At 71.8% G+C, this 20,367-nt stretch carries 14 protein-coding genes; 8 read left to right on the top strand and 6 right to left on the bottom strand.

The genetic code is table 11. From position 1 onward, the window contains the following. Nucleotides 1–134 precede the first annotated feature (134 nt). Nucleotides 135–650, top strand: coding sequence for a redox-sensitive transcriptional activator SoxR (soxR, locus tag BUE48_RS13910; protein WP_012853147.1), 516 nt, complete (start codon nucleotides 135–137; stop codon nucleotides 648–650). On the opposite strand, the gene BUE48_RS13905 is transcribed toward soxR, so the two are convergent. Beyond that, nucleotides 647–3,079, bottom strand: coding sequence for a glycoside hydrolase family 65 protein (locus BUE48_RS13905; protein WP_012853146.1), 2,433 nt, complete (start codon nucleotides 3,077–3,079; stop codon nucleotides 647–649). The genes soxR and BUE48_RS13905 overlap by 4 nt on opposite strands. A gap of 357 nt (nucleotides 3,080–3,436) precedes the next feature. On the opposite strand from BUE48_RS13905, the gene gnd reads away from it, so the two are divergent. Together gnd and BUE48_RS13895 are read left to right on the top strand one after the other, a co-directional pair. After that, the gene (gene gnd / locus BUE48_RS13900; protein ID WP_012853145.1) at nucleotides 3,437–4,864 is read left to right on the top strand and encodes an NADP-dependent phosphogluconate dehydrogenase; all 1,428 of its coding nucleotides are present in this window, start codon (nucleotides 3,437–3,439) and stop codon (nucleotides 4,862–4,864) included. 59 nt (nucleotides 4,865–4,923) lie between these two features. Beyond that, nucleotides 4,924–7,437 (top strand): DEAD/DEAH box helicase, encoded by a 2,514-nt coding sequence (locus BUE48_RS13895; protein WP_012853144.1) that lies wholly within the window; start codon nucleotides 4,924–4,926, stop codon nucleotides 7,435–7,437. A gap of 4 nt (nucleotides 7,438–7,441) precedes the next feature. Here the strand turns inward: BUE48_RS13895 and BUE48_RS13890 are convergent, their stop codons facing one another. Beyond that, nucleotides 7,442–9,571, bottom strand: a complete 2,130-nt coding sequence (locus BUE48_RS13890; RefSeq protein WP_012853143.1) for a SpoIIE family protein phosphatase — start codon at nucleotides 9,569–9,571, stop codon at nucleotides 7,442–7,444. A gap of 253 nt (nucleotides 9,572–9,824) precedes the next feature. Between BUE48_RS13890 and BUE48_RS13885 the strand changes: the two genes are divergently transcribed. Continuing rightward, nucleotides 9,825–10,820 (top strand): arabinan endo-1,5-alpha-L-arabinosidase, encoded by a 996-nt coding sequence (locus BUE48_RS13885; RefSeq protein ID WP_012853142.1) that lies wholly within the window; start codon nucleotides 9,825–9,827, stop codon nucleotides 10,818–10,820. A gap of 21 nt (nucleotides 10,821–10,841) precedes the next feature. Here BUE48_RS13885 and BUE48_RS13880 read toward each other — a convergent pair whose 3' ends face one another. Both BUE48_RS13880 and BUE48_RS13875 read right to left on the bottom strand, forming a co-directional pair. Then, nucleotides 10,842–11,447: a CBS domain-containing protein gene (locus BUE48_RS13880; RefSeq protein WP_012853141.1), complete on the bottom strand. Its 606-nt coding sequence runs from the start codon at nucleotides 11,445–11,447 to the stop codon at nucleotides 10,842–10,844. Nucleotides 11,448–11,616: 169 nt separating this feature from the next. After that, nucleotides 11,617–13,137: a bifunctional aminoglycoside phosphotransferase/ATP-binding protein gene (locus tag BUE48_RS13875; RefSeq protein ID WP_286990067.1), complete on the bottom strand. Its 1,521-nt coding sequence runs from the start codon at nucleotides 13,135–13,137 to the stop codon at nucleotides 11,617–11,619. 250 nt (nucleotides 13,138–13,387) lie between these two features. Between BUE48_RS13875 and BUE48_RS13870 the strand changes: the two genes are divergently transcribed. Continuing rightward, nucleotides 13,388–14,437 carry an NAD(P)-dependent alcohol dehydrogenase gene (locus BUE48_RS13870; RefSeq protein ID WP_012853139.1) on the top strand — a complete coding sequence of 350 codons (1,050 nt, stop codon included), beginning with the start codon at nucleotides 13,388–13,390 and terminating at the stop codon, nucleotides 14,435–14,437. 234 nt (nucleotides 14,438–14,671) lie between these two features. On the opposite strand, the gene BUE48_RS13865 is transcribed toward BUE48_RS13870, so the two are convergent. Then, the gene (locus BUE48_RS13865; RefSeq protein ID WP_012853138.1) at nucleotides 14,672–15,121 is read right to left on the bottom strand and encodes an Hsp20/alpha crystallin family protein; all 450 of its coding nucleotides are present in this window, start codon (nucleotides 15,119–15,121) and stop codon (nucleotides 14,672–14,674) included. Nucleotides 15,122–15,435: 314 nt separating this feature from the next. Here BUE48_RS13865 and BUE48_RS13860 point away from each other — a divergent pair, with 314 nt between their 5' ends. Further along, nucleotides 15,436–16,224, top strand: a complete 789-nt coding sequence (locus BUE48_RS13860; protein WP_012853137.1) for an enoyl-CoA hydratase-related protein — start codon at nucleotides 15,436–15,438, stop codon at nucleotides 16,222–16,224. 144 nt (nucleotides 16,225–16,368) lie between these two features. Here BUE48_RS13860 and BUE48_RS13855 read toward each other — a convergent pair whose 3' ends face one another. Then, nucleotides 16,369–16,983 (bottom strand): TetR/AcrR family transcriptional regulator, encoded by a 615-nt coding sequence (locus tag BUE48_RS13855; protein WP_041439735.1) that lies wholly within the window; start codon nucleotides 16,981–16,983, stop codon nucleotides 16,369–16,371. Nucleotides 16,984–17,511: 528 nt separating this feature from the next. Between BUE48_RS13855 and BUE48_RS13850 the strand changes: the two genes are divergently transcribed. After that, a complete protein-coding gene (locus BUE48_RS13850; protein WP_286990063.1) occupies nucleotides 17,512–19,905 on the top strand; it encodes a sensor histidine kinase in 2,394 nt (797 codons plus the stop codon). 3 nt (nucleotides 19,906–19,908) lie between these two features. Further along, nucleotides 19,909–20,361, top strand: a complete 453-nt coding sequence (locus BUE48_RS13845; protein ID WP_012853134.1) for a roadblock/LC7 domain-containing protein — start codon at nucleotides 19,909–19,911, stop codon at nucleotides 20,359–20,361. Nucleotides 20,362–20,367 lie beyond the last annotated feature (6 nt).

Here is a 20,367-nt window from a genome sequence, read left to right as displayed (position 1 = left end):
TCGCCACACGGGCGCCGCGTCCTCAGCGCCGAGGACCCGGCGCCCGTGCCGCATGAGGACGCGCCCGGCCGGCGAGGCCGGCCCGCCCCGGAAGAGAACCTGAAGTTCGCTTGAGGTCGGGTTATGCTGTGATCATGACGCGACCCGCCCACAACGCGCCCGAGCTCACCGTGGGCCAGCTGGCCGAACGCAGCGGCGTCGCGGTGTCGGCCCTGCACTTCTACGAGTCCAAAGGGCTGATCCGCAGCCGCCGCACCGCCGGCAACCAGCGCCGCTTCACCCGCGACACGCTGCGCCGGGTGGCCTTCATCCGGGTGTCGCAGCGAGTGGGCATCCCGCTGGCGGAGATCCGCGAGGCGCTGGCCAAACTGCCCCAGGAACGCACCCCCACGGTGGCGGACTGGGCGGCGCTGTCGGAGTCCTGGCGGCAGAAACTGGACGAGCGCATCGCCCAGCTGCAGCGGCTGCGCGACAACCTCACCGACTGCATCGGCTGCGGCTGCCTGTCGCTGAGCCGCTGCGCCCTGGCCAACCCCCGCGACGAGCTGGGCGAGCAGGGCCCGGGCCCGCGCCGGCTGCTGGCCCCGGCCCCGCCGCGTCCCCGCATCGACGACGCCGGCTGCGACCCCTGCGCGCCGCCCGCCCGTTAACCCGGCGGCGTCTGCGACAGCTGCAGGTCGCCCACGCGCGGGGAGCGCAGCGGCCGCCCCGACGGGTCGGTGCGGCGCGGAGCCGGCTCGCGGCCCGGCGGCTGCGGCGGACGCGGCCGCGGCGGCGTCGGCATCGGCGGGATCGGCAGCTCGACCGGTTCCCCGCCCAGCTCGAACTCCCGGCCGTGGTGGGTCAGTGTGATCGGGTCACCCTCGTGCAGCTCATAGCGGGCCTGCTCGGAGGTCACCGTGACGCACAGCCGCCGTCCCCGGTAACGCATCCGGAACGCCAGCCGGCTGATCCCGCCCGGCAGGCGGGGGGCGAAGCGCAGCCGCCCGTTCAGCGCCCGCATCCCCCCGAACCCGGCCACCAGCGCGCTCCACGCCCCGGCCAGCGAGGCCAGGTGCAGCCCGTCCCGGGTGTTGCGGGCCAGGTCATGCAGGTCCATCAGGGCGGTCTCGCCCAGGTAGTCGTGCGCCAGGTCCAGCTGCCCCACCTCAGCGGCGATCACCGCCTGGGTCTGCGCCGACAGCGAGGAGTCCCGCACGGTGATCGCCTCGTAGTAGGCGAAGTTGCGCTCCTTTTGCTCGGGGGTGAAGGCCTCCCCGCACAGGTGCATGGCCAGCACCAGGTCGGCCTGTTTGACCACCTGCTTGCGGTACAGGTCGAAGTAGGGGAAGTTCAGCAGCAGCGGGTACTGGTCGGGCTTGGTCTCGGAGAAGTCCCAGCGCGCGTGGTTGGTGAAGTTCTCGCTCTGCGGGTGCACGCCCAGCCGCTCGTCGTAGGGGATCACCATCGCGTTCGCGGCGTCCCGCCAAGAGGCGGCCTCCTCGGTGGTCACCCCCAGCCGCTCGGCCACATCCGGGTTGCGCATCGCGATGTCGGCCGCCGCGCGCAGATTCCGCTGCGCCATCAAATTGGTGTAGACGTTGTTGTCCACCAGGGCGCTGTACTCGTCCGGCCCGGTCACCCCGTCGATCCGGAACCCGCCGTGCACATCGTGGTGGCCCAGGCTGCGCCACAGCCGGGCGGTGGCCACCAGCAGCTCCACGCCGATCTCCCGTTCGAACTCGGTGTCCTCGGTGGCGTCCAGGTAGCGGATCACCGCGTCGGCGATGTCGGCGTTGATGTGGAAGGCGGCGGTGCCGGCCGGCCAGTACCCCGAGCACTCCTGGCCGCGGATGGTCCGCCACGGGAACGCCGCCCCTTTGAGGCCGAGCTGGCGGGCCCGTTCCTCGGCCAGCGGCAGCGTCATGTGCCGCCAGGCCAGCGCGTCGGCCGCCGCCGCCGGATAGGTGTAGGTCAGCACCGGCAGCACGAACGTCTCGGTGTCCCAGAAACTGTGCCCGTCATAGCCGGGACCGGTCAGCCCCTTGGACGGGATCATCCGCCGCTCGGCCCGCACCCCGGCCTGCAGGATGTGGAACAGCCCGAAGCGCACCGCCTGCTGCACCTCCGGGTCCCCGTCCACCTCCACGTCGGCGCCGCTCCAGAACTCGTCCAAAAACCGCCGCTGCTGGTCCAGCAGGCCCTGCCAGCCGGTCAGCCGGGCGTCCGCCAGCGCCGCCACCACCTGGTCGTGCAACGCCGGCCGGGACCGCCGGCTGGACCACCCATAGGCCAGGTACTTGATGATCCGCAGCCGCTGCCCCGGCTCCAGCCGGGCGGCCACGGTGACGCGGCCGACGTCGGGGAAGCTCTCGGCCTCCACCGCCAGCCGCTCCGGGCCGCTGATCTCATGGGTCATCCCGGCCGCCAGGCGCAGCCCGCTGCGCCGGGTGCGGTGCACCAGCACCACCCGCCGCCCGTTGGACACGTGCTCCTCGCTGACCAGCGGGTGCTCCAGCACCGCCGCCGTCCGCGGGTCGTCGCCCAGGTGCGGCAGCGACTCGTTGGCCACCAGCTCCGACTGCACCACGATCCGCACCGGGCCCTCGACCGGCTCCACCTCATAGCAGAACGCCGCGATGGCCCGCTGGGTCAGCGAGACCAGCCGCGTGGTGGTGATGCGCACCCTGTCGTCGGCCGGGGAGCTCCACTCCACCTCGCGGGTCAGCGTCCCGGCGCGCATGTCCAGCTTGCGCTCGTGCCGGTGCAGCTTGCCGTAGCGGACGTCGAACGGCTCGTCATCGACCAGCAGCCGGAACACCTTGCCGTTGGTGACGTTGATGACCGTCTGCCCGGACTCGGGGTAGCCGTAGCCGGCCTCGGCATAGGGCAGGGGGCGCAACTCGAAGAAGGAGTTGAGGTAACTGCCGGGCAGGCCGTAGGGCTCCCCCTCCTCCAGGTTGCCGCGCAATCCGATGTGCCCGTTGGACAGTGCGAACACCGATTCGCTCTGGGCGAGGCGGTCCAGGTGCAGTTCCTTCTCATAGATGCACCAGGGGTCCACCTCGTAGATGGGTTGGGGGATTTCAGGCGTGCTCATCTGGCCTCCAGAGGCTCACCGGGATCACCGGCCATTGCGCCTTATCCACTGTGTCCCACCATCCACTGTGTCCCACCATCCACTGCGTCCCGCCGTGCGGGCCTTGCGGGGCGGGAGCCGGCCACCGCTCGGTGAACGGGCGGAACAGTGCCGAAAAAGATTCGCCGTGCCGCCGCCGTGTCCTGAAGCCGCCGTCACCGGCGAACGGGCAGGCTCACAAGGCGGCATCGCTCTCCCGGAAGCCGTGGTCACATTCTTCGTCTCCCCTCACTGCTACCCGGAGGCGAAGAGAGCGAACAAAGCGGGCGGGCATCACGTACAAGGGGTAAGCCGACTCGACGAAGAGGGGACGAGGCGATGCAAGAGGCGAGCATCGGGGTCACCGGCCTGGCGGTGATGGGCCGCAACCTGGCCCGCAATCTGGCCCGGCACGGCCACCCGGTCGCCGTGCACAACCGCACCGCGGCCCGCACCGAGGAGCTGGTGGCCGAGTTCGGGCACGAGGGGACCTTCATCCCGGCCAAGACCCCCAGGGAGCTGGTGGCCGCCCTGCGCCGCCCCCGCCGGCTGATCGTCATGGTCAAGGCCGGCGCCCCCACCGACGCGGTGATCGCCGAGTTCGCCCCGCTGCTGGAGCCCGGCGACATGATCGTCGACGGCGGCAACGCCCACTTTTCCGACACCCGGCGCCGCGAACGATGGCTGCGCGAACACGGCATCCACTTCGTGGGCACCGGCATCTCCGGCGGCGAGGAGGGCGCGCTGCACGGCCCCAGCATCATGCCGGGCGGGTCGGCCGAGTCCTACCGGGAGCTCGGGCCGCTGCTGGAGGACATCGCCGCCAAGGTCGACGGCGTGCCCTGCTGCACCCACGTCGGCCCGGACGGGGCCGGGCACTTCGTCAAGATGGTCCACAACGGCATCGAGTACGCCGACATGCAGCTCATCGGCGAGGCCTACGACCTGCTGCGGCACGGCGCGGGCCTGGCCCCATCCGAGATCGCCGAGGTCTTCGCCGCCTGGAACCGCGGGCGGCTGGAGTCGTACCTGATCGAGATCACCGCCCAGGTGCTGGCCCACACCGACCCCGCCACCGGCCGTCCCTTCGTCGATGTGGTACTGGACCGGGCCGAGCAGAAGGGCACCGGCCGCTGGACCGTGCAGACCGCCCTGGAGCTGGGCGTGCCGGTGAGCGGCATCGCCGAGGCGGTGTTCGCCCGGGCGCTCTCCGGGCACGCGGCGCTGCGGCGGGCCGCTCGCGCCCTGCCCGGGCCGCGCCCGTCCCGCCCGGCCGACGCCGGCTCCTTCGCCGACGAGGTGGAAAAGGCGCTGTACGCCTCCAAGATCGTCGCCTATGCCCAGGGCTTCCACCAGATCCAGGCCGGCAGCGCCGAGTACGGCTGGAACATCGACCCGGGGGCGATGGCGACGATCTGGCGGGGCGGCTGCATCATCCGCGCCCGCTTCCTGGACCGCATCCGCGCCGCCTACGCCGCCGACCCGGCCACCCCCACCCTGCTGGCCGACGAGTACTTCGCCCAGGCGCTCGGCGACGCCCAGGACGCCTGGCGCAAGGTCGTCGCCACCGCCGCCCACCTGGGCATTCCCGCCCCGGGCTTCGCCACCGCGCTGTCCTACTACGACGCGCTGCGCGCCGAGCGCCTGCCGGCCGCCCTCACCCAGGCCCAGCGGGACTTCTTCGGCGCCCACACCTACCGCCGCGTCGACCGCGAGGGCTCCTATCACACCCGGTGGGCGGGCGACCGCGCCGAGATCGCCGTCTGAACCGGGACGCGGGCCGGGAACGTGCACGCCCACTCGGTCATACCGGGCAGGATGGATGCGTGAACCTCATCGATCGGTTGCCGCCCCCCGACAAAGCCGACCCCGACACCCTCTTCGACAGGTTCCAAGCCTGGGTGTCCGAGCGTGGCATCACGCTGTACCCGGCCCAGGAGGAGGCGCTGATCGAGGTGGTGTCCGGATCCAACGTGATCCTCGCCACGCCGACCGGGTCGGGCAAGAGCCTGGTGGCCGCCGGGGCGCACTTCGCCGCGCTCGGCCGCGACCAGGTCAGCTTCTACACCGCTCCGATCAAGGCGCTGGTGTCGGAGAAGTTCTTCGACCTGTGCGAGATGTTCGGCAGCGAGAACGTCGGCATGATGACCGGGGACGCCAGCGTCAACGCCGACGCCCCCATCATCTGCTGCACCGCCGAGGTGCTGGCCTCCATCGCGCTGCGCGAGGGCGCCGACGCCGACATCGGCACGGTCATCATGGACGAGTTCCACTTCTACGCCGAGCCGGACCGCGGCTGGGCCTGGCAGGTGCCGCTGCTGGAGCTGCCCCAGGCGCAGTTCCTGCTGATGTCGGCGACGCTGGGCGATGTCAGCCACTTCGAAAAGGACCTGACCCGGCGCACCGGCCGTCCCACCGCGGTGGTCACCTCCGCCGAACGTCCCGTCCCGCTGGAGTACGAGTACCGCACCACCCCGCTGCACGAGACCATCGAAGACCTCCTCAAGGCCGACAAGGCCCCCATCTACGTGGTGCACTTCACCCAGGCGGCGGCGATGGACCGGGCGCAGGCGCTGATGAGCGTCAACGTCTGCACCAAGGAGGAGAAGGCCGAGATCGCCGAGATGATCGGCAACTTCCGGTTCACCACCCGCTTCGGCCGCAACCTGTCGCGTTTTGTGCGGCACGGCATCGGGGTGCACCACGCCGGGATGCTCCCCAAGTACCGGCGGCTGGTGGAGCGGCTGGCCCAGGCCGGGCTGCTGAAGGTGATCTGCGGCACCGACACCCTCGGCGTCGGCGTCAACGTCCCCATCCGCACCGTGGTGTTCACCGCGCTGAGCAAGTTCGACGGCCAGCGGGTGCGGCGGCTGCGGGCCCGCGAGTTCCACCAGATCGCCGGGCGGGCCGGCCGCGCCGGGTTCGACACCATCGGGTACGTGGTCGCCCAGGCCCCCGAGCACGTCATCGAGAACGAGCGGGCGCTGGCCAAGGCCGGCGACGACCCCAAAAAGCGCCGCAAGGTGGTGCGCAAAAAGCCCCCCGAGGGCTTCGTGTCCTGGAACGAGGACACCTTCCGCAAGCTGCAAAGCGCCCCGCCGGAGCCGCTGCAGTCCCGCTTCAAGGTCACCCACGCCATGCTGCTGTCGGTGATCTCCCGGCCCGGCAACCCCTTCCAGGCGATGAAGAAGCTGCTGACCGACAACCACGAGCCCCGGGAGCGGCAGCGCAAGCACATCAGCCACGCCATCGCCATCTACCGGTCGCTGCGGGACGGGGGAGTGGTCGAGCAGCTGGAGGAGCCCGACGAAGAGGGCCGCTACGTCCGGCTGACGGTGGACCTGCAGGAGGACTTCGCCCTCAACCAGCCGCTGTCGACGTTCGCGCTGGCCGCCTTCGAGCTGCTGGACCGCGCCTCCCCGACCTACGCGCTGGATGTGCTGTCGGTGATCGAGGCGACGCTGGACGATCCCCGCCAGATCCTGGCCGCCCAGGAGAACAAGGCCCGCGCCGAGGCCATCGCCCAGATGAAGGCCGACGGGCTGGAGTACGAAGAGCGCATGGAGCGGCTCCAGGACGTCACCTACCCCAAGCCGCTGGAAGAGGAGCTGCAGGCCGCCTACGACATCTACCGCCGCGGCCACCCGTGGGTGAGCGACCATCCGCTCTCGCCCAAGTCCATCGTCCGCGACATGTACGAGCGGGCGATGACGTTCGTGGAGTACATCGGCCACTACGAGCTGGCCCGCGCCGAAGGGCTGCTGCTGCGCTACCTGTCCAGCGCCTATAAGGCCCTGCAGCAGACCGTGCCGGAGTCGATCAAGACCGAGGAGCTGATCGACCTGATCGAGTGGCTGGGCGAGATGGTCCGCCAGGTCGACTCCAGCCTGCTGGACGAGTGGGAGCAGCTGGCCAACCCCACCGAGCCCAAGGAAGAGGAGGACACGGTGGCCGACGCCCCGGCCGCCAAGGTCACCGCCAACCCGCGGGCGTTCCGGGTGCTGGTGCGCAACGCCATGTTCCGCCGGGTCGAGCTGGCCGCCCTGGAGCGCTACCAGGAGCTGGGGGAGCTGGACCCGGACTTCGGCGCCGACGGCTGGGAGCAGGCCATGGAGGCCTACTACGCCGAGCACGAGGAGCTGCTGACCGGCCCCGATGCCCGCGGCCCCAAGCTGCTGCTGATCGAGGAGGCCCCCGCAGAAGCGCTGTGGCGGGTCCGGCAGATCTTCGACGACCCGGCCGGCGACCACGACTGGGGCATCTCGGCCGAGGTGGACCTGGCCGCCTCCGACGAGGCCGGCACCGCCGTCATCCGGGTGCTGTCGGTGGACCGCATGTGAACGGCTACGGCTGGGCGTTCAGCAACAGCAGGGCGATGTCGTCGTCGAGCGCGTTGAGCCGCCGGCGGTACTCCACCAGGGCGGTGGCCAGGTAATCCGCCGGGGCCTGCCCGGCCTGCGAGAGCACGTCGGCCAGCCCCTCCATCGCCGTGTCCATGTCGACGTCCGGCGATTCCACCAGGCCGTCGGTGTACAGGACCAGGACCGAACGGGCCGGCAGCGGCACCTCGGTGGTGGGGTACTCGACGTCCTGCTCGATGCCGAGCAGCAGCCCGGGATCGACCCACAGCACCTCGGTGCTCCCGTCGGGGTGCCGCAGCAGCGGCGGCAGATGCCCGGCCGAGGCCAGGTGCATCCGCTCGTTCTTCAGATCGATGTGGGCGTACAGGCAGCTGGTGAACAGCCCCGGGCTCAGGTCGGTCAGCAGCCGGTTGGTGTGGGAGAGCACGTCCCCGGGGCCGGCCCCCGCCGCCGCGTGGGCGTGCACGGCGGTGCGGACCTGGCCCATGAGGGCGGCGGCGGTGACGTTGTGGCCCTGCACGTCCCCGATCACGGCGGCGGCGGTTTCGTCGTCCAGGTGGATCAGGTCATAGAAGTCGCCGCCGATGTCCATGCCGCGGGTGGCCGGCAGGTAGCGGGCGGCCACATCCAGCCCCGGCACGGTGGGCAGGACGGTGGGCAGCAGGGTGGACTGCAGGCTGTGGGCGAGGTCGTGCTTGGTGTCATACAGCCGGGCGCGGGCCAGCGCCTGGGCGATGAGCCCGGCCAGCGAGGTCAAGATGGTGCGCTCTTCGGGGGAGAACTCGTGCGGCCGGTCGTAGGACAGCAGGCAGCACCCGGTCATCCGGCCTGAGACGACCAGCGGCAGGACGGCCCAGGCCGCCTTGCCCGTCAGCCGCGGGATGCCGGGGTAGTTCTCCTCCACCTCTTCCGGGGACTCGATGAAGACCGGCGAGCCCCGTGCCGCCATCCGCTCCACCGGGGTGAGCGGGGTCTTCAGGGAGATCACGTTGAGCTGGTCCACCGCCTCCGGGGAGTACCCGCGAAAGCCGATGGCGCGCAGCCGGTTGTTCTCCAGTTCGAACAGCACCAGCCCCTGGGCGTCGAAGGCAGGCATGATCTGGTCGGCGACCAGGTCGACCACGTCCTGGACCCCCACCGCCTCGGTGAACATGGCGGCCAGCTGCACCAGCTGGTAGAGCGCGCCGGGGCGCAGCCGCCGCCGGGGGGCCGCCGCGGCGGGCCTGGGCGGTTCCTCTGCCCCCTCCGGTGTGGTGGTGGGGGTGATGCGCACGCTGACCCCCTGGGAGTCGGGGTACAGCTCAAAGGACAGCCACCGGCCGCCGGGGGGACGGGCGCTGAAGGACGTGACCTGCCGGCTGACCAGGGCCGCCTGGTAGCGGTCCTCATAGACCGGGTCCTGCAGCCAGGGCAGCTCCTTCCACGGCGGCCTGCCCAGCAGTTGCGTCCTGGGCTTTCCCAGCAGGTTGGCGGCGGTGCTGTTGAGGAAGGTGAGCCGCCCCTCCAGGTCCAGCGAGCAAAATCCCTCGGGAAGGCGCTCGACGAGCTCGACCGCGGCCGCGGCCTCGGCGGGGGAGGCCAGGTGGGACGGGTGGGAGGCGACCACGCGCGGTTCGAGGGCGGACGGCTCCGGCCAGCCGGACGCGAAGGCCTGCTGCAGCAGGTCCGCCAGGCGGTGGCAGGTCTTGTCGAGCCGCTCCTGCTCGGCCGGGGAAGGGCCGGGCGGGTGGGAGGCCGGCCACTGCAGCACCAGCACCCCCAGGTCGGTGCCTTCTGCGGTGATCGGGAGGGCGACCATCGTGAACAGGTAGGGCAGCACGAACGCCAGCTGCGGGTAGTCGCGGGACAGGTCGCCCTGGCTGGTCAGCCAGACCGGGCGGTGCTCCTGGATCGCCTGGGTGATCGGCAGCGACCAGCTCAGCGGGACGCGTTTCCACGACTGGACGATCTCCGGGGTGATCCCGCTGAGCACGGCCAGCCGCAGCACCTGCTCTTCCGGCAGCAGCAGGTACAGCATGCAGGAACCGGCACCCACCCGCCGCACCGTCCGGACCAGCAGCGCCTCGATCGCCTCGGGGTCGAACTCACCGGAAGACCCGGCACCGCCACCCATGACCCGCCGCCCTCATATGCCCTGCCATCAGCGCAAATACCTCCGCCGTACCTCCGTCAGCGGCATATGCCCGGTTGGCGCGAGCCGTACACACCCCGGCGACGATGCGTCCCGGCGCGCAAAGCGAGCCGGGAAGGTGGGGACTCACACCGGCCCGGCCGGGCGGTTGTCGCGGGCGACCACAGTTGTGAAAGCCCCTTGGACGGCGGCCCCGGGCGTGCTGGACTGCGCCGGCAGAACCGAGGAGGAGCCCATGATCGGCGTTTGTTCCAGGCGGATCCGCCGCGGCGTCCTGGCGGTGGGGCTGGCCGCCGCCACCGCGTTGGCGATGGCGGGCCCGGCCCGTGCGGCCTATCCGGAGCCGGGACTGGTGCGGGGCGACGTCTTCGTGCACGACCCCACGATGATCCGCGCCGCGGACGGCACCTACTACGTGTACTCGACCCACAACGGGCTGGAGGCGCGTTCGTCCACCAACCGGATCGATTTCTCTCACGCCGGCTCGGCGCTGCCCGCCGGGGCGTCATGGGCGACCGCCTACAGCGGCGATCCCCGTGAACTGTGGGCGCCGGACGTGTCCTACCAGGGCGGCCGGTACCTGATGTACTACTCGGCCTCCACCTTCGGCTCCAACAATTCGGCGATCGGGCTGGCGGTCAGCGACAGCGGCCGCCCGGGCACCTGGCGCGACCGGGGACGGGTGATCACCTCCTCGTCCCGCGACGACTACAACGCCATCGACCCGCAGCTGACGGTGGACGCCCAGGGCCGCTGGTGGCTGGCGTTCGGCTCCTGGTGGACGGGCATCAAGCTGATCCGCATCGACCCGGCCACCGGCAACCGGCACAGCGACCGCACCATCTACTCCCTGGCCCGCCGCAGCAGGGACGACCTGGGCATCGAGGCCCCGCACATCATCTACCGCAACGGCTACTACTACCTGTTCACCTCCTGGGACCTGTGCTGCCGGGGCACCTCCAGCACCTACCGCATCATGGTCGGCCGTTCCCGCTCCATCACCGGCCCCTACGTCGACCGTTCCGGGCGGCCGCTGCTCAGTGGCGGCGGCACCCAGGTCCTGGCCTCCCACGGCAACCGGGTGATCGGTCCCGGCGGCCAGAGCGTCCTGCGCGACGGCAACCAGGACCTGCTGGTCTACCACTACTACGACCGCACCGACGGCGGCCGTCACAAGCTCGGCATCAACTACCTGGGCTTCGACGCCGCGGGCTGGCCGTATGTGTGGTGATCGGTGACGCGGCGCCCGGGGTCAGGCCGGCTCCTCCAGCAGGACGCGGGTGACCCCGGGCACGGTCCGGGCGATGGTCTCGGCGATGTGCCGGGCGTTCTCATCGCCGGCCGGGCCGCTCAGCCGCACCACCCCGTCGGTGACCTCGGCGGTCCAGTCGTGGCCGCCGGGCATCAGCTCGGCCAGCGCCGACAGCACGTCGTCGCGGATGCGGGCGTCGCCGCGGGCCAGCACCGCCATCAGGTCCCGGCGGCTGACCATGCCGACCAGGGTGTCGCCGTCCAGCACGGGCACGCTCTTGATGGCGGTCCGCATCATCATCTCGGCCAGCTCGGCCACGTCGGTGGTGGGCTGCGCGGTGCGCACATCGGTGATCATGACGTCCCGCACCAGGCGCGGCGGCGGCTCGTGCGGCCCGGCCACCGGCCGGGCGAAGGCGCGCGGATCGGCGGCGAACTCCCCGCGCAGCAGGTCCATCTCGCTGACGATGCCGACCATGGCGCCGCTGTCGTCCACCACGGGCGCCGCGGTGATGTTGTGCTCATACAGCACCCGGATCGCCTGGCGGACGGTCGCGTCCGGCGACACCGTCACCACGGGGGAGGTCATGGCCTCTCGGACGAGCATGGCAGGGTCCTTTCGGTCGGCGGTGCCGGCGGTCGCCCGGTCATGTTCCCAGCCCTACCCGCGGGCGGACCCGGCCGGCGAGATCTTCCTTACCGGGCGCTGCGCGCCCCTGGATGAGCCTTCGTTCCCATCCGGCCGGATGAGGGCCCGCGGCCGCAGCGCGCTCGCCTCAGCCCGGCGGCAGTTGCGGGCGGCGGGGCCACACGTGCTCGGCGCCGTGCGGGCGCACGATCGACAGCGCCTGCTCGACGGCCTTGTCGGCGGGGCCGGAGGTGTCGATGACGTCGGCCTCGGGCCAGGGGGCGCTGCGGGCGGCCATGGCCGCCGCGATCTCGGGGTCGGCGTCGGAGGGGCCGCCCGTCCTGGCCCGCATGCGCTGCTCGGCCAGCGCCGGCGGGGCCTCACAGCGCAGGGCGAACAGGTCGGCGTGGGTGCGGCGGGCCAGCAGGCGGGCCAGGGTGCGGTGCTCGGCCACCGTCCAGGAGGCGTCGAGCACCACGCTCTCGCCCTGCTCCAGCAGCGTCTCGGCCCGGCCCAGCAAGGTCGCGTACGTGCGTTCGGTGTGGGCGGGGCTGTAGATGCCCGTGCCGTAGGGGGCGGCGGCCGACTGGTCCGGCGGGATGCCGGCCAGCTCCTTGCGGACCACGTCGCTGTTGAGCACGGCGCAGCCGAGCCGGTCGCCCAGCGAACGGGCCAGCGTGGACTTGCCGGTGCCGGGCAGCCCGCCGACCAGGATCAGCCCCACCGCCCCGGCCCGCAGGTGCCGCAGCGTCAGCTCGGTGAGCGGGTCGATCTGCGCGGCGGCGGCCGCATCGCCCTGGGCGTGGCGCAGGCAGGCGACCTTGGCGCGGACGAAGGCCCGGTAGGCCACATAGTGGTGCCGCAGCGAGGCCGGCGCCGGGTCGGCGGCGTACTCGGCGTACCAGTACAGGAAACGCTCGGCCAGGCCGGGGGCGCCCAGCCGTTCCAGGTCCATGGCCAGGAAGGAGGCGTCGTCGAGGCCGTCCAGCCAGCGCAGCCGGTCGTCGAACTCCAGGCAGTCCAGGATGCGCGGCCCGTCGTCCAGGCAGAAGATGTCGGTGGCCATCAGGTCCCCGTGGCCGTCGACGATGCGTCCGGCCTGGATCCGCGACCGGAACAGCGGCTCGCGCCCGGCCAGGAAGCGCAGGACGCGCTCTTCGATCTCGGCGGCCTCGGCCGCGCCGATCGAGCGGCCGTGGAAGGGCCGGACCTGCTCGAAGCTGTCCCGCCAGCGCTGCCGCAGCGCGTCCCGCGACCCCTGCTCGCTGATGTGCGGGCCGCGCGGCGCCTGGGCGTGCCAGGCCGCCAGCGTGCGGGCGACCGCCCGCAGCGGCTCCTCCACCGGCCGGCGCGCGGCCACCAGCGTCGCCAGCCGGCGCCCGGCCGGCATGCGGCGCATCACCACGATCGGCTCGGGCGGTTCGTCGCCCGGCCCGGACAGCTCGGCGACCCCCAGGTACACGTCGCCGGCGAAACGCCGGTTCAGCTCCACCTCCCGGTGGCACACCCGCCGGCGCTCCCGCCGGGTGGTCAGGTCGACGAAACCCAGATCGACCGGCTTTTTGACCTTGTAGGCCCGCTCGCCGGCGAAGAAGACGATCCCGGTGTGGGTCTCGCTGACCGCGGCGGCCCGGTCGCGGTCGGCGGCGTGGTCCGTGGTGGTGTCCATGGACGTCCTCCTGCTCGGATGCTTCGACCGTATGCCGCCGCACCGGGATCGAACAGAGCCGAAGGTCCCCGCCGGAGGCGCCGATGCTCCGGCCGCGACGGGACGTCCGCCCGGCGAGGCGCCCTTTCCGCGCTTCATCGGGCGGACGGGGAAGAGCTTGGGTGCGTTGAGGTATTTCCCGCCGAATGCGGGCATGCATCCTGCGGCCTCCGCAGCCGATCCGCAGACCACGGGAGAAAGGGGGGCCGCGATGCGCGCATTGCGGTTGATGCGGTGGAACTCCGAACCGGAGCTGGTGGAGCTTCCCGAGCCCGAGCCCGGCCCGGGCCAGGTGGTGATCCGGGTCGGCGGCGCCGGCGCCTGCCATTCCGACCTGCACCTGATGCACGACTTCCAGCCCGGTCAGATGCCCTGGGACCCGCCGTTCACCCTCGGCCACGAGAACGCCGGCTGGGTCCATGCGCTCGGCGAGGGGGTCACCGGGCTGGAGATCGGGCAGCCGGTCGCCGTCTACGGCCCCTGGGGGTGCGGTTTCTGTGAGCGCTGCCGGGTCGGCGTGGAGACCTACTGCGAGAACACCTCGGCCTCGCCGGCCCCCGGCGGCGGTGGCGGGCTCGGAGCCGACGGCGGCATGTCCGAGTTCATGCTCATCCCGCATCCCCGGTTCCTGGTTCCGCTGCCGGACGGGCTGGACCCGGTGTCGGCCGCGCCGATCACCGACGCCGGGCTCACCCCCTACCACGCGATCCGCCGCTCCTGGGGCAAGCTCCCGCCGGGCAGCACCGCCGTGGTCATCGGGGTCGGCGGGCTCGGCCACATGGGGGTGCAGATCCTCAAGGCGACGACCGCCGCCCGCATCATCGCGGTCGACACCCGCGAGGCGGCGCTCAAACTCGCCCTGGCCTCCGGCGCCGATCAGGCCTTGCTCTCCGGGAAGGACACCGCGGCGGAGATCCGCTCGGCCACCGGGGGCCGCGGCGCCGATGTGATCTTGGATTTCGTGGGCTCCGACGCCACCTTGGCCATGGCCGGGGCCGCGGCCCGGATGGTCGGCGATATCACCATCGTCGGCATCGCCGGCGGCACGCTGCCGGTGTCGTTCTTCTCCCCGCCGTATGAGGTCTCGGTGCAGAGCACCTACTGGGGCAGCCGCCCGGAACTGATCGAGGTCCTCGACCTGGCCGCCCGCGGGCTGGTCAGCCCGACGATCGTCACCTACCCGCTGGAGCGGGCGGTGGAGGCCTACCGGCGGCTGCAGGCCGGGGAGCTCAGCGGACGCGCCGTGATCACCCCGTCCTGACCCGGGGCCCGCAGCCCGGCCGGATCCCCTCAGGGCCGGCGGCGCTTTTCAGCGGACGAGGGGCGAAGGTCCTTGATCCGATGGGCCGGAAGGGATTTATGCCGCAGAGTGATTCGTCGGCCGGGCAGGTTGTGAATTCTTCGAACCTTTTTCAGCGGGATGGGATTTCATGCAAGGGGAAACACGCCGATACCCGCCCGGCACTCCGGCGGTGCCGGGCGGCCCGGCGGGGCGTCACTTCTTCTTGATGGCCACGCGCTTGGCCTCGGCCTTGGGCTCCTTGGGCAGCGGCACCGTGACGGTGAGGACGCCCTTGTCGTAGGAGGCCTTCACGCTGTCGGCGTTGACGCCCTTGGGCAGCGGCAGCGTCCGCGAGAACGACCCGTAGCGGAACTCAGAGCGCCGTCCCTCCCGGTACTCCTCCTGCCGCTCGGCGCGGATGTGCAGGGCGTCGTCGGAGACGGTGATCTCGATGTCCTTGTCGGGGTCGACGCCGGGCAGCTCGGCCCGCACGATGTAGTCATCGCCCTCGACGTAGTCCTCCACCCGGATGAGCTGGCCGGTGAAACCGCGCAGCAGCGCCAGCGGCGACTCGACCCTGTCGAAGAATTCCGGGAACAGGTCGGGGAAGTCGGCGAAAGCGGGCAGCAGTCCGCTTGAGCGGCGACGTACCTGAGTGCTCATGGCAGCCTCCTTACGGAAGATCTTCTGCGTTTTCAGTTCACTCACCGAAGCCGTTTCATTGAAGGTCCGACGGGCCCGAAGGAGCGGGACTTTGGTCCCCGGCGGAATTTCCACCGGCCGGCTCTTCGCCGGAACCTCTCTAAAAGAGCGGGGACGGCGAGATTCGGATGTCTTCGGCCGTGCCTCCCGCCTCCAGGCCGCACGGCGGACGCCCAAGGCGCCGGGGCCGGTAGGGCCGCGTGAAGCGGCTTCGATACGGTCGGCCTCGCCCCGCCGCGCCGCCGGCGGGCACCCGATGCCGATGGGAGGGGTCGATGGAGAACACCGAAGAGACCGTGCTGGTGCGCCAGGAGCGTTCGGTGGCGGTGGTCACGCTCAACCGGCCGCAGGTGCTCAACGCCATGACCAAGCAGATGGCGATGGAGTACGCGCACGCGCTGCGGGAGGCCGACGCCGACCCGCAGGTGCGGGCCATCGTGGTGACCGGGGCCGGCCGGGGCTTTTGCGCCGGCGCCGACCTGGCGATCCTCAACCAGGGCCCGCAGGCCATCCGGACGTTCCTGCCGCCGGCAGAAGACCTGCCCCACCTGGCGCTGCGGCTGCGCACCCCGGTGATCGCGGCCGTCAACGGCCCGGTGGCCGGCATCGGTTTCGCCTACATGCTCGGCAGCGACGTGCGCTTTGCGGCCCGGGGAGTGAAGATGACCACCAGCTTCTCCCGGCTGGGACTGGTCGCCGAGTACGGGCTGTCGTGGCTGCTGCCCCGGCTGATCGGCGCCTCGCGGGCGATGGAGCTGTTGCTGTCGGGCCGGACGCTGGACGCCGAGGAGGCCGAGCGGATCGGGCTGGTGCACCGGGTGGTCGAGCCGGAGCGGCTGCTGGCTGAGGCCGTGGACTACGCCGCCGACCTGGCCTCCGGCTGCTCGCCGCACTCGCTGGCGACGATCAAGGCCCAGGTGTGGGCCGACCTGGAACGCGGACACGATGAGGCGCTGGCCGAGACGCTGAAACTGATGGACGCCTCCTTCGACGGCCCGGACCTGGCCGAGGCGCTCGCGGCCCGCCGCGAAAAGCGCCCGCCGGTCTTCGCGCCGCTGCAGTGAGCCTTTATCGCCACGCGGTCTCAGGAGACCTGGGAGGGGAGCCCCGCGGTATGACATCGCAGGCCGCGGCATTGTCCCCGACTGCGAGGCCTCCGCCTGCGATCTGCGGGGACGGCGTGGTGAAAAGGCTCGGCAGGCCGAGGGTCAGTCCCGCCGCCCGGCGGGCGCGCCGAGGGCGCGCAGGGCGAAGCCGACCACCTGGTCGGCGGCCTCGGCGGGGCCGAGGCGGGCGGTCTGTGTCATCTGCTCCATGAACGCCTGACCCAGCGCCGCCTGGATGAAACGGGCGTCGCCTTCCGGATCGGCCCAGGGGAAGGAGCCGTCCGCCCGGCCGGCCCGCAGGATCTCGGCGATGGCCGCCTCCTGGGCGGCCACGAAGCGCTGGTGCTCGGCGGCGTAACCGCGGGCCCGCCGGGCTTCTGCGGAGGTCAGCACCAGCACCCGCCGCCGGCGGCGCGGGTCGGCCGTCAGGCGCAGCATCACATGGGCCATCACGCGCAGTGCTTCGGCCGGAGTGGCCGCCGCGGACGTCGCCTCCCGCAGCTCTGCCAGCAGGCGGTCGGCGTCCCGGCGGAACATGGCCAGCAGCAGCCCGTCCTTGGAGTCGAAGTGCCGGTAGAAGGCACGGGTCGACAGTCCCGCGGTGCTGAGGATGTCCGTGATCGACGCGGTCGCGCCATCGCTGTCGGCCAGGCAACGGTAGGCGGCCTCCATGATGCGCGCCCGCTCGGCGGCGGCCTGCTTCGGCGGCACGGCCACGCCCCCTTCCCGACATGCCGGGCCACGCGCCCGGCGCTGTGGCGGTCAGGGCGACAGAGTACCGGCGACACATCCGGTCGTAGGGTGACATTTGCCGATGTCCGGGAAACGGTGAGGTCACCGTTCGAAGACCGGCCGGCCGTCCTGGAACACCGCCCGGACGGGATCGGACGGGCCGGGTGCGGCCGGGAGAGTGAACGGCGCCACTTCGGCACCGTGTTACCGCGTCGTAGAAACCGTGCTTTCACAGGCCGGCCGAAGAGGGCATCGGCGGGGGAGTATATGCCCTGACCACGGATTTGTTGTTACTGTGTCGCAGATGCCCATGAATGGGCTATCCCCTAAGCTTCCGTGGAGTTGGCCGGACCGTGCCCCTGGGGGTGGGTGTGTCGCTGTTTCCTCCGACGACCTCCGGGGCGAGCAGGCGCTCTTCGCCGCCGTGGCGGCGGCGGGACCGATCATGGAGTGACGATCTTGTCGAAGCGTGACCAGACTCCGGGATCCCATCAACGTCCCCGCACCCGGGCCATGCGGAGCCGGATCGCGTTGCTGCTCGTCATCCCGCTGCTCTCGCTGATCACGCTGTGGGGGTTCGCCGCGAGCCTCACCCTGTCGGGCGTGCTGGCCAAACGGAACTTCAACACCCTCTACGACCGCGTCGGCACCCCGAGCGCCGCCGTCGCCCAGGTGCTCGAAGGGGAGCGCGCCGCGGCGGCCGCCCTGATGGGGGACCCGAGCACCGAGAACACCCGCAAGTTCCAGGAGGAGTCGGCCAAGCTGGACGCGATCGTCGCCCGCTTCCGCAACCTGGCCTTCTCCAAAGAGGCCCGGGACGCGGTCGACGAGGACGGCCGGCGGGGCCTGGCCGCGCTCAACGAGGCGCTCGACACCCTCGGCACGCTGCGCTCACAGGTCAGGGCGAACGCCATCGACCCGGTGGCGGCCGTGGACGGCTACAGCCGGATCAGCGACGCGGCCTACCAGCTGCTGCTCACCATCTCCGACCTCAACGAGGTGGAGATCCAGCGGAACACCGCCGCGGTGATGCAGGCGTCCATGGCCCGCGACATGATGCTGCGCCAGGACGCCCTGCTGGCGGCGGTCCCCGCCGACGGCCGGCTGACCGGCGCCCAGCGCACCGCCTTCGCCCGGTGGGCCGGCAGCCGCGCCCAGTTCATGGCCATGTCGACCGTCGTCTTCCAGGGCGAGCTGCAAAAGCCCGTGCAGCGGCTGATCGGCTCCCCGGAGTTCGAGCGCTACCAGTCGCTGGAGGCCGGCGTGGTCTCCCACGGGGTGAATACCAGCGGCGGGGTCCGGCTGGCCGACTGGAAGGCCAGCACCGCGGCGCTGGCGCCGATGTGGTGGAACACCATCCACCAGACCGGTGAGGCGCTCAACAAGCGCACCCACGAGATCGGCGACCAGATCCAGCTGCGCTTCTACCTGGCCGGCGGGGTCGGCCTGCTGGCCGTCATCGCCGCGGTGACGCTGTCGGTGCTGTTCACCCGCAGCGTCTCCGGGGAGCTGCGCCGGCTGCAGCAGGCCGCCTACAGCCTGGCCCACGAACGGCTGCCGCGCGTGGTGGCGCGGCTGCGCCGCGGTGAAGAGGTGGACGTGGCGGCCGAGGCGCCCCGCCTGGAGGCCGGCCGCACCAGGGAGATCGCCGAGGTCGCCGACGCCTTCGCCGTCGTCCAGCGCACCGCCATCCAGACCGCCGTCGGCGAGGCCGAGCTGCGCAAGAACATCAACCGGGTCTTCATCAACCTGTCCTGGCGCAGCCAGTCCCTGCTGCAGCGGCAGCTGAAGCTGCTGGACACCATGGAGCGCCGCGCCTCCAGCCCCGAGGAGCTGGACGACCTGTTCAAGCTGGACCACCTGACCACCCGCATGCGGCGGCACGCCGAGGGCCTGGTGATCCTGGCCGGCTCGCCGACCGTGCGGGCCTGGGACCACCCGGTGCCGGCCGAGGACGTCGTCCGCGCCGCCATCGCCGAGGTGGAGGACTACACCCGGGTGGACGCCGTCGTCTCCTCGACCGACATGATCGCCGGTGCCGTGGTCGCCGACGTGATCCACCTGCTGGCCGAGCTGATCGAGAACGCCACCATCTTCTCCCCGCCCACCACCGAGGTGGTGGTGCGGGCCGACGCCGTGGCCAACGGACTGGCCGTGGAGATCATCGACCGCGGCATCGGCATGCACCCCGAGCAGCTGGCCGAGCTCAACCAGCGCCTGGCCGACCCGCCGGAGTTCGACCTGGCCGACACCGAGCAGCTGGGCCTGTTCGTGGTCGCCCGCCTGGCCGTCCGGCACGGCATCAAGGTCTCCCTGCAGCCGTCGCCCTACGGCGGCACCACCGCGGTCGTGCTGATCCCCGGCTCGCTGGTGGTCTCCGAACGGCAGCAGGCCCGGCAGGAACCGGTGGCGGTGCCGGCCGGGCCGGAGGGCGCCCGCCAGACCCACCACCCCCAGCCGCGGCACGCCCCCTCCGGCCGGCTGGGCCGCCCGGTGCGCGACCTGCCCGGCACCGGCCCGCTGGCCTCCGGCGGCCGCCACGCCGCCGGGAGGGGCGGCAACGGCGGGCACATCAGCGGCGATACCGGCCCCATCGGCGAGGCCACCGGGCCGATCGGCATCGTCCCGGCCACCGGCCCGGTCGAGCAGGGCACCGGCCCGCTCGATGTGACCCCCACAGAGGGCGAAGGTCCATTGCCGCGCCGCCGCCGGCAGGAAAACCTGGTGCCGCAGCTGCGCAGGGACCCCTCCCCGCAGATGTCCGCCGCGATGGACGAGGAGGACTTCGACGAGCCCAGCCCGGAGTACAGCCGTGACCTGATGTCGTCGCTGCAGGCCGGCTGGATGCGCGGCCGCGACGACGATGAGGAAACACCGGATCTCGATCAATGGAATGAGCGGGGGTAAGGCATGAACCAGCCGCAACAGGCCGGCGATCTCGGCTGGCTGCTCGACGACCTGGTGCAGCGGGTCGATGAGGTGCGCCAGGCCGTGCTGCTGTCGCGCGACGGTCTCGTCATGGGCGCATCCAGCGGCGTCACCCGCCGGGACGCCGAGTTCCTGGCCGCCCTGTCGTCGGGCTTCCACAGCCTGGCCAACGGCGCCCGCGAGCACTTCGCCGCCAAGCGGGTGCGGCAGACCGTCGTGGAGATGGACGGGCTGCTGTTCTTCATCGTGCCCGCCGGCAACGGCAGCTGCCTGGCCGTGCTGAGCGAGGCCGGCAATGCCGGCATGGTGGCCTACGAGACGGCGATGCTGATCAAGCGGGTCCGCCGGCACATGACCGCCGCCCCCCGCGCCGAGGCCGAGCAGCAGGCCGCCGAGCCGGTGACCCGAGCCCACCCCGCCCCCGGACCACGCTGAAACGCC

Source organism: Thermomonospora sp. CIF 1, from assembly GCF_001896795.1.
GTDB classification, from domain to species: domain Bacteria; phylum Actinomycetota; class Actinomycetes; order Streptosporangiales; family Streptosporangiaceae; genus Thermomonospora; species Thermomonospora curvata.
Note: the sequence above shows the minus strand (reverse complement) of the source record. Positions and strands in the feature narration are given on the sequence as shown.

Excerpts from the sequence above, each read along its gene's own strand:
- soxR (WP_012853147.1), top strand. The coding sequence starts at position 135 with ATGACGCGACCCGCCCACAACGCGCCCGAGCTCACCGTGGGCCAGCTG.
- BUE48_RS13905 (WP_012853146.1), bottom strand. The coding sequence starts at position 3,079 with ATGAGCACGCCTGAAATCCCCCAACCCATCTACGAGGTGGACCCCTGG.
- gnd (WP_012853145.1), top strand. The coding sequence starts at position 3,437 with ATGCAAGAGGCGAGCATCGGGGTCACCGGCCTGGCGGTGATGGGCCGC.
- BUE48_RS13890 (WP_012853143.1), bottom strand. The coding sequence starts at position 9,571 with ATGGGTGGCGGTGCCGGGTCTTCCGGTGAGTTCGACCCCGAGGCGATC.
- BUE48_RS13885 (WP_012853142.1), top strand. The coding sequence starts at position 9,825 with ATGATCGGCGTTTGTTCCAGGCGGATCCGCCGCGGCGTCCTGGCGGTG.
- BUE48_RS13880 (WP_012853141.1), bottom strand. The coding sequence starts at position 11,447 with ATGCTCGTCCGAGAGGCCATGACCTCCCCCGTGGTGACGGTGTCGCCG.
- BUE48_RS13875 (WP_286990067.1), bottom strand. The coding sequence starts at position 13,137 with ATGGACACCACCACGGACCACGCCGCCGACCGCGACCGGGCCGCCGCG.
- BUE48_RS13870 (WP_012853139.1), top strand. The coding sequence starts at position 13,388 with ATGCGCGCATTGCGGTTGATGCGGTGGAACTCCGAACCGGAGCTGGTG.
- BUE48_RS13865 (WP_012853138.1), bottom strand. The coding sequence starts at position 15,121 with ATGAGCACTCAGGTACGTCGCCGCTCAAGCGGACTGCTGCCCGCTTTC.
- BUE48_RS13860 (WP_012853137.1), top strand. The coding sequence starts at position 15,436 with ATGGAGAACACCGAAGAGACCGTGCTGGTGCGCCAGGAGCGTTCGGTG.
- BUE48_RS13850 (WP_286990063.1), top strand. The coding sequence starts at position 17,512 with ATGCGGAGCCGGATCGCGTTGCTGCTCGTCATCCCGCTGCTCTCGCTG.
- BUE48_RS13845 (WP_012853134.1), top strand. The coding sequence starts at position 19,909 with ATGAACCAGCCGCAACAGGCCGGCGATCTCGGCTGGCTGCTCGACGAC.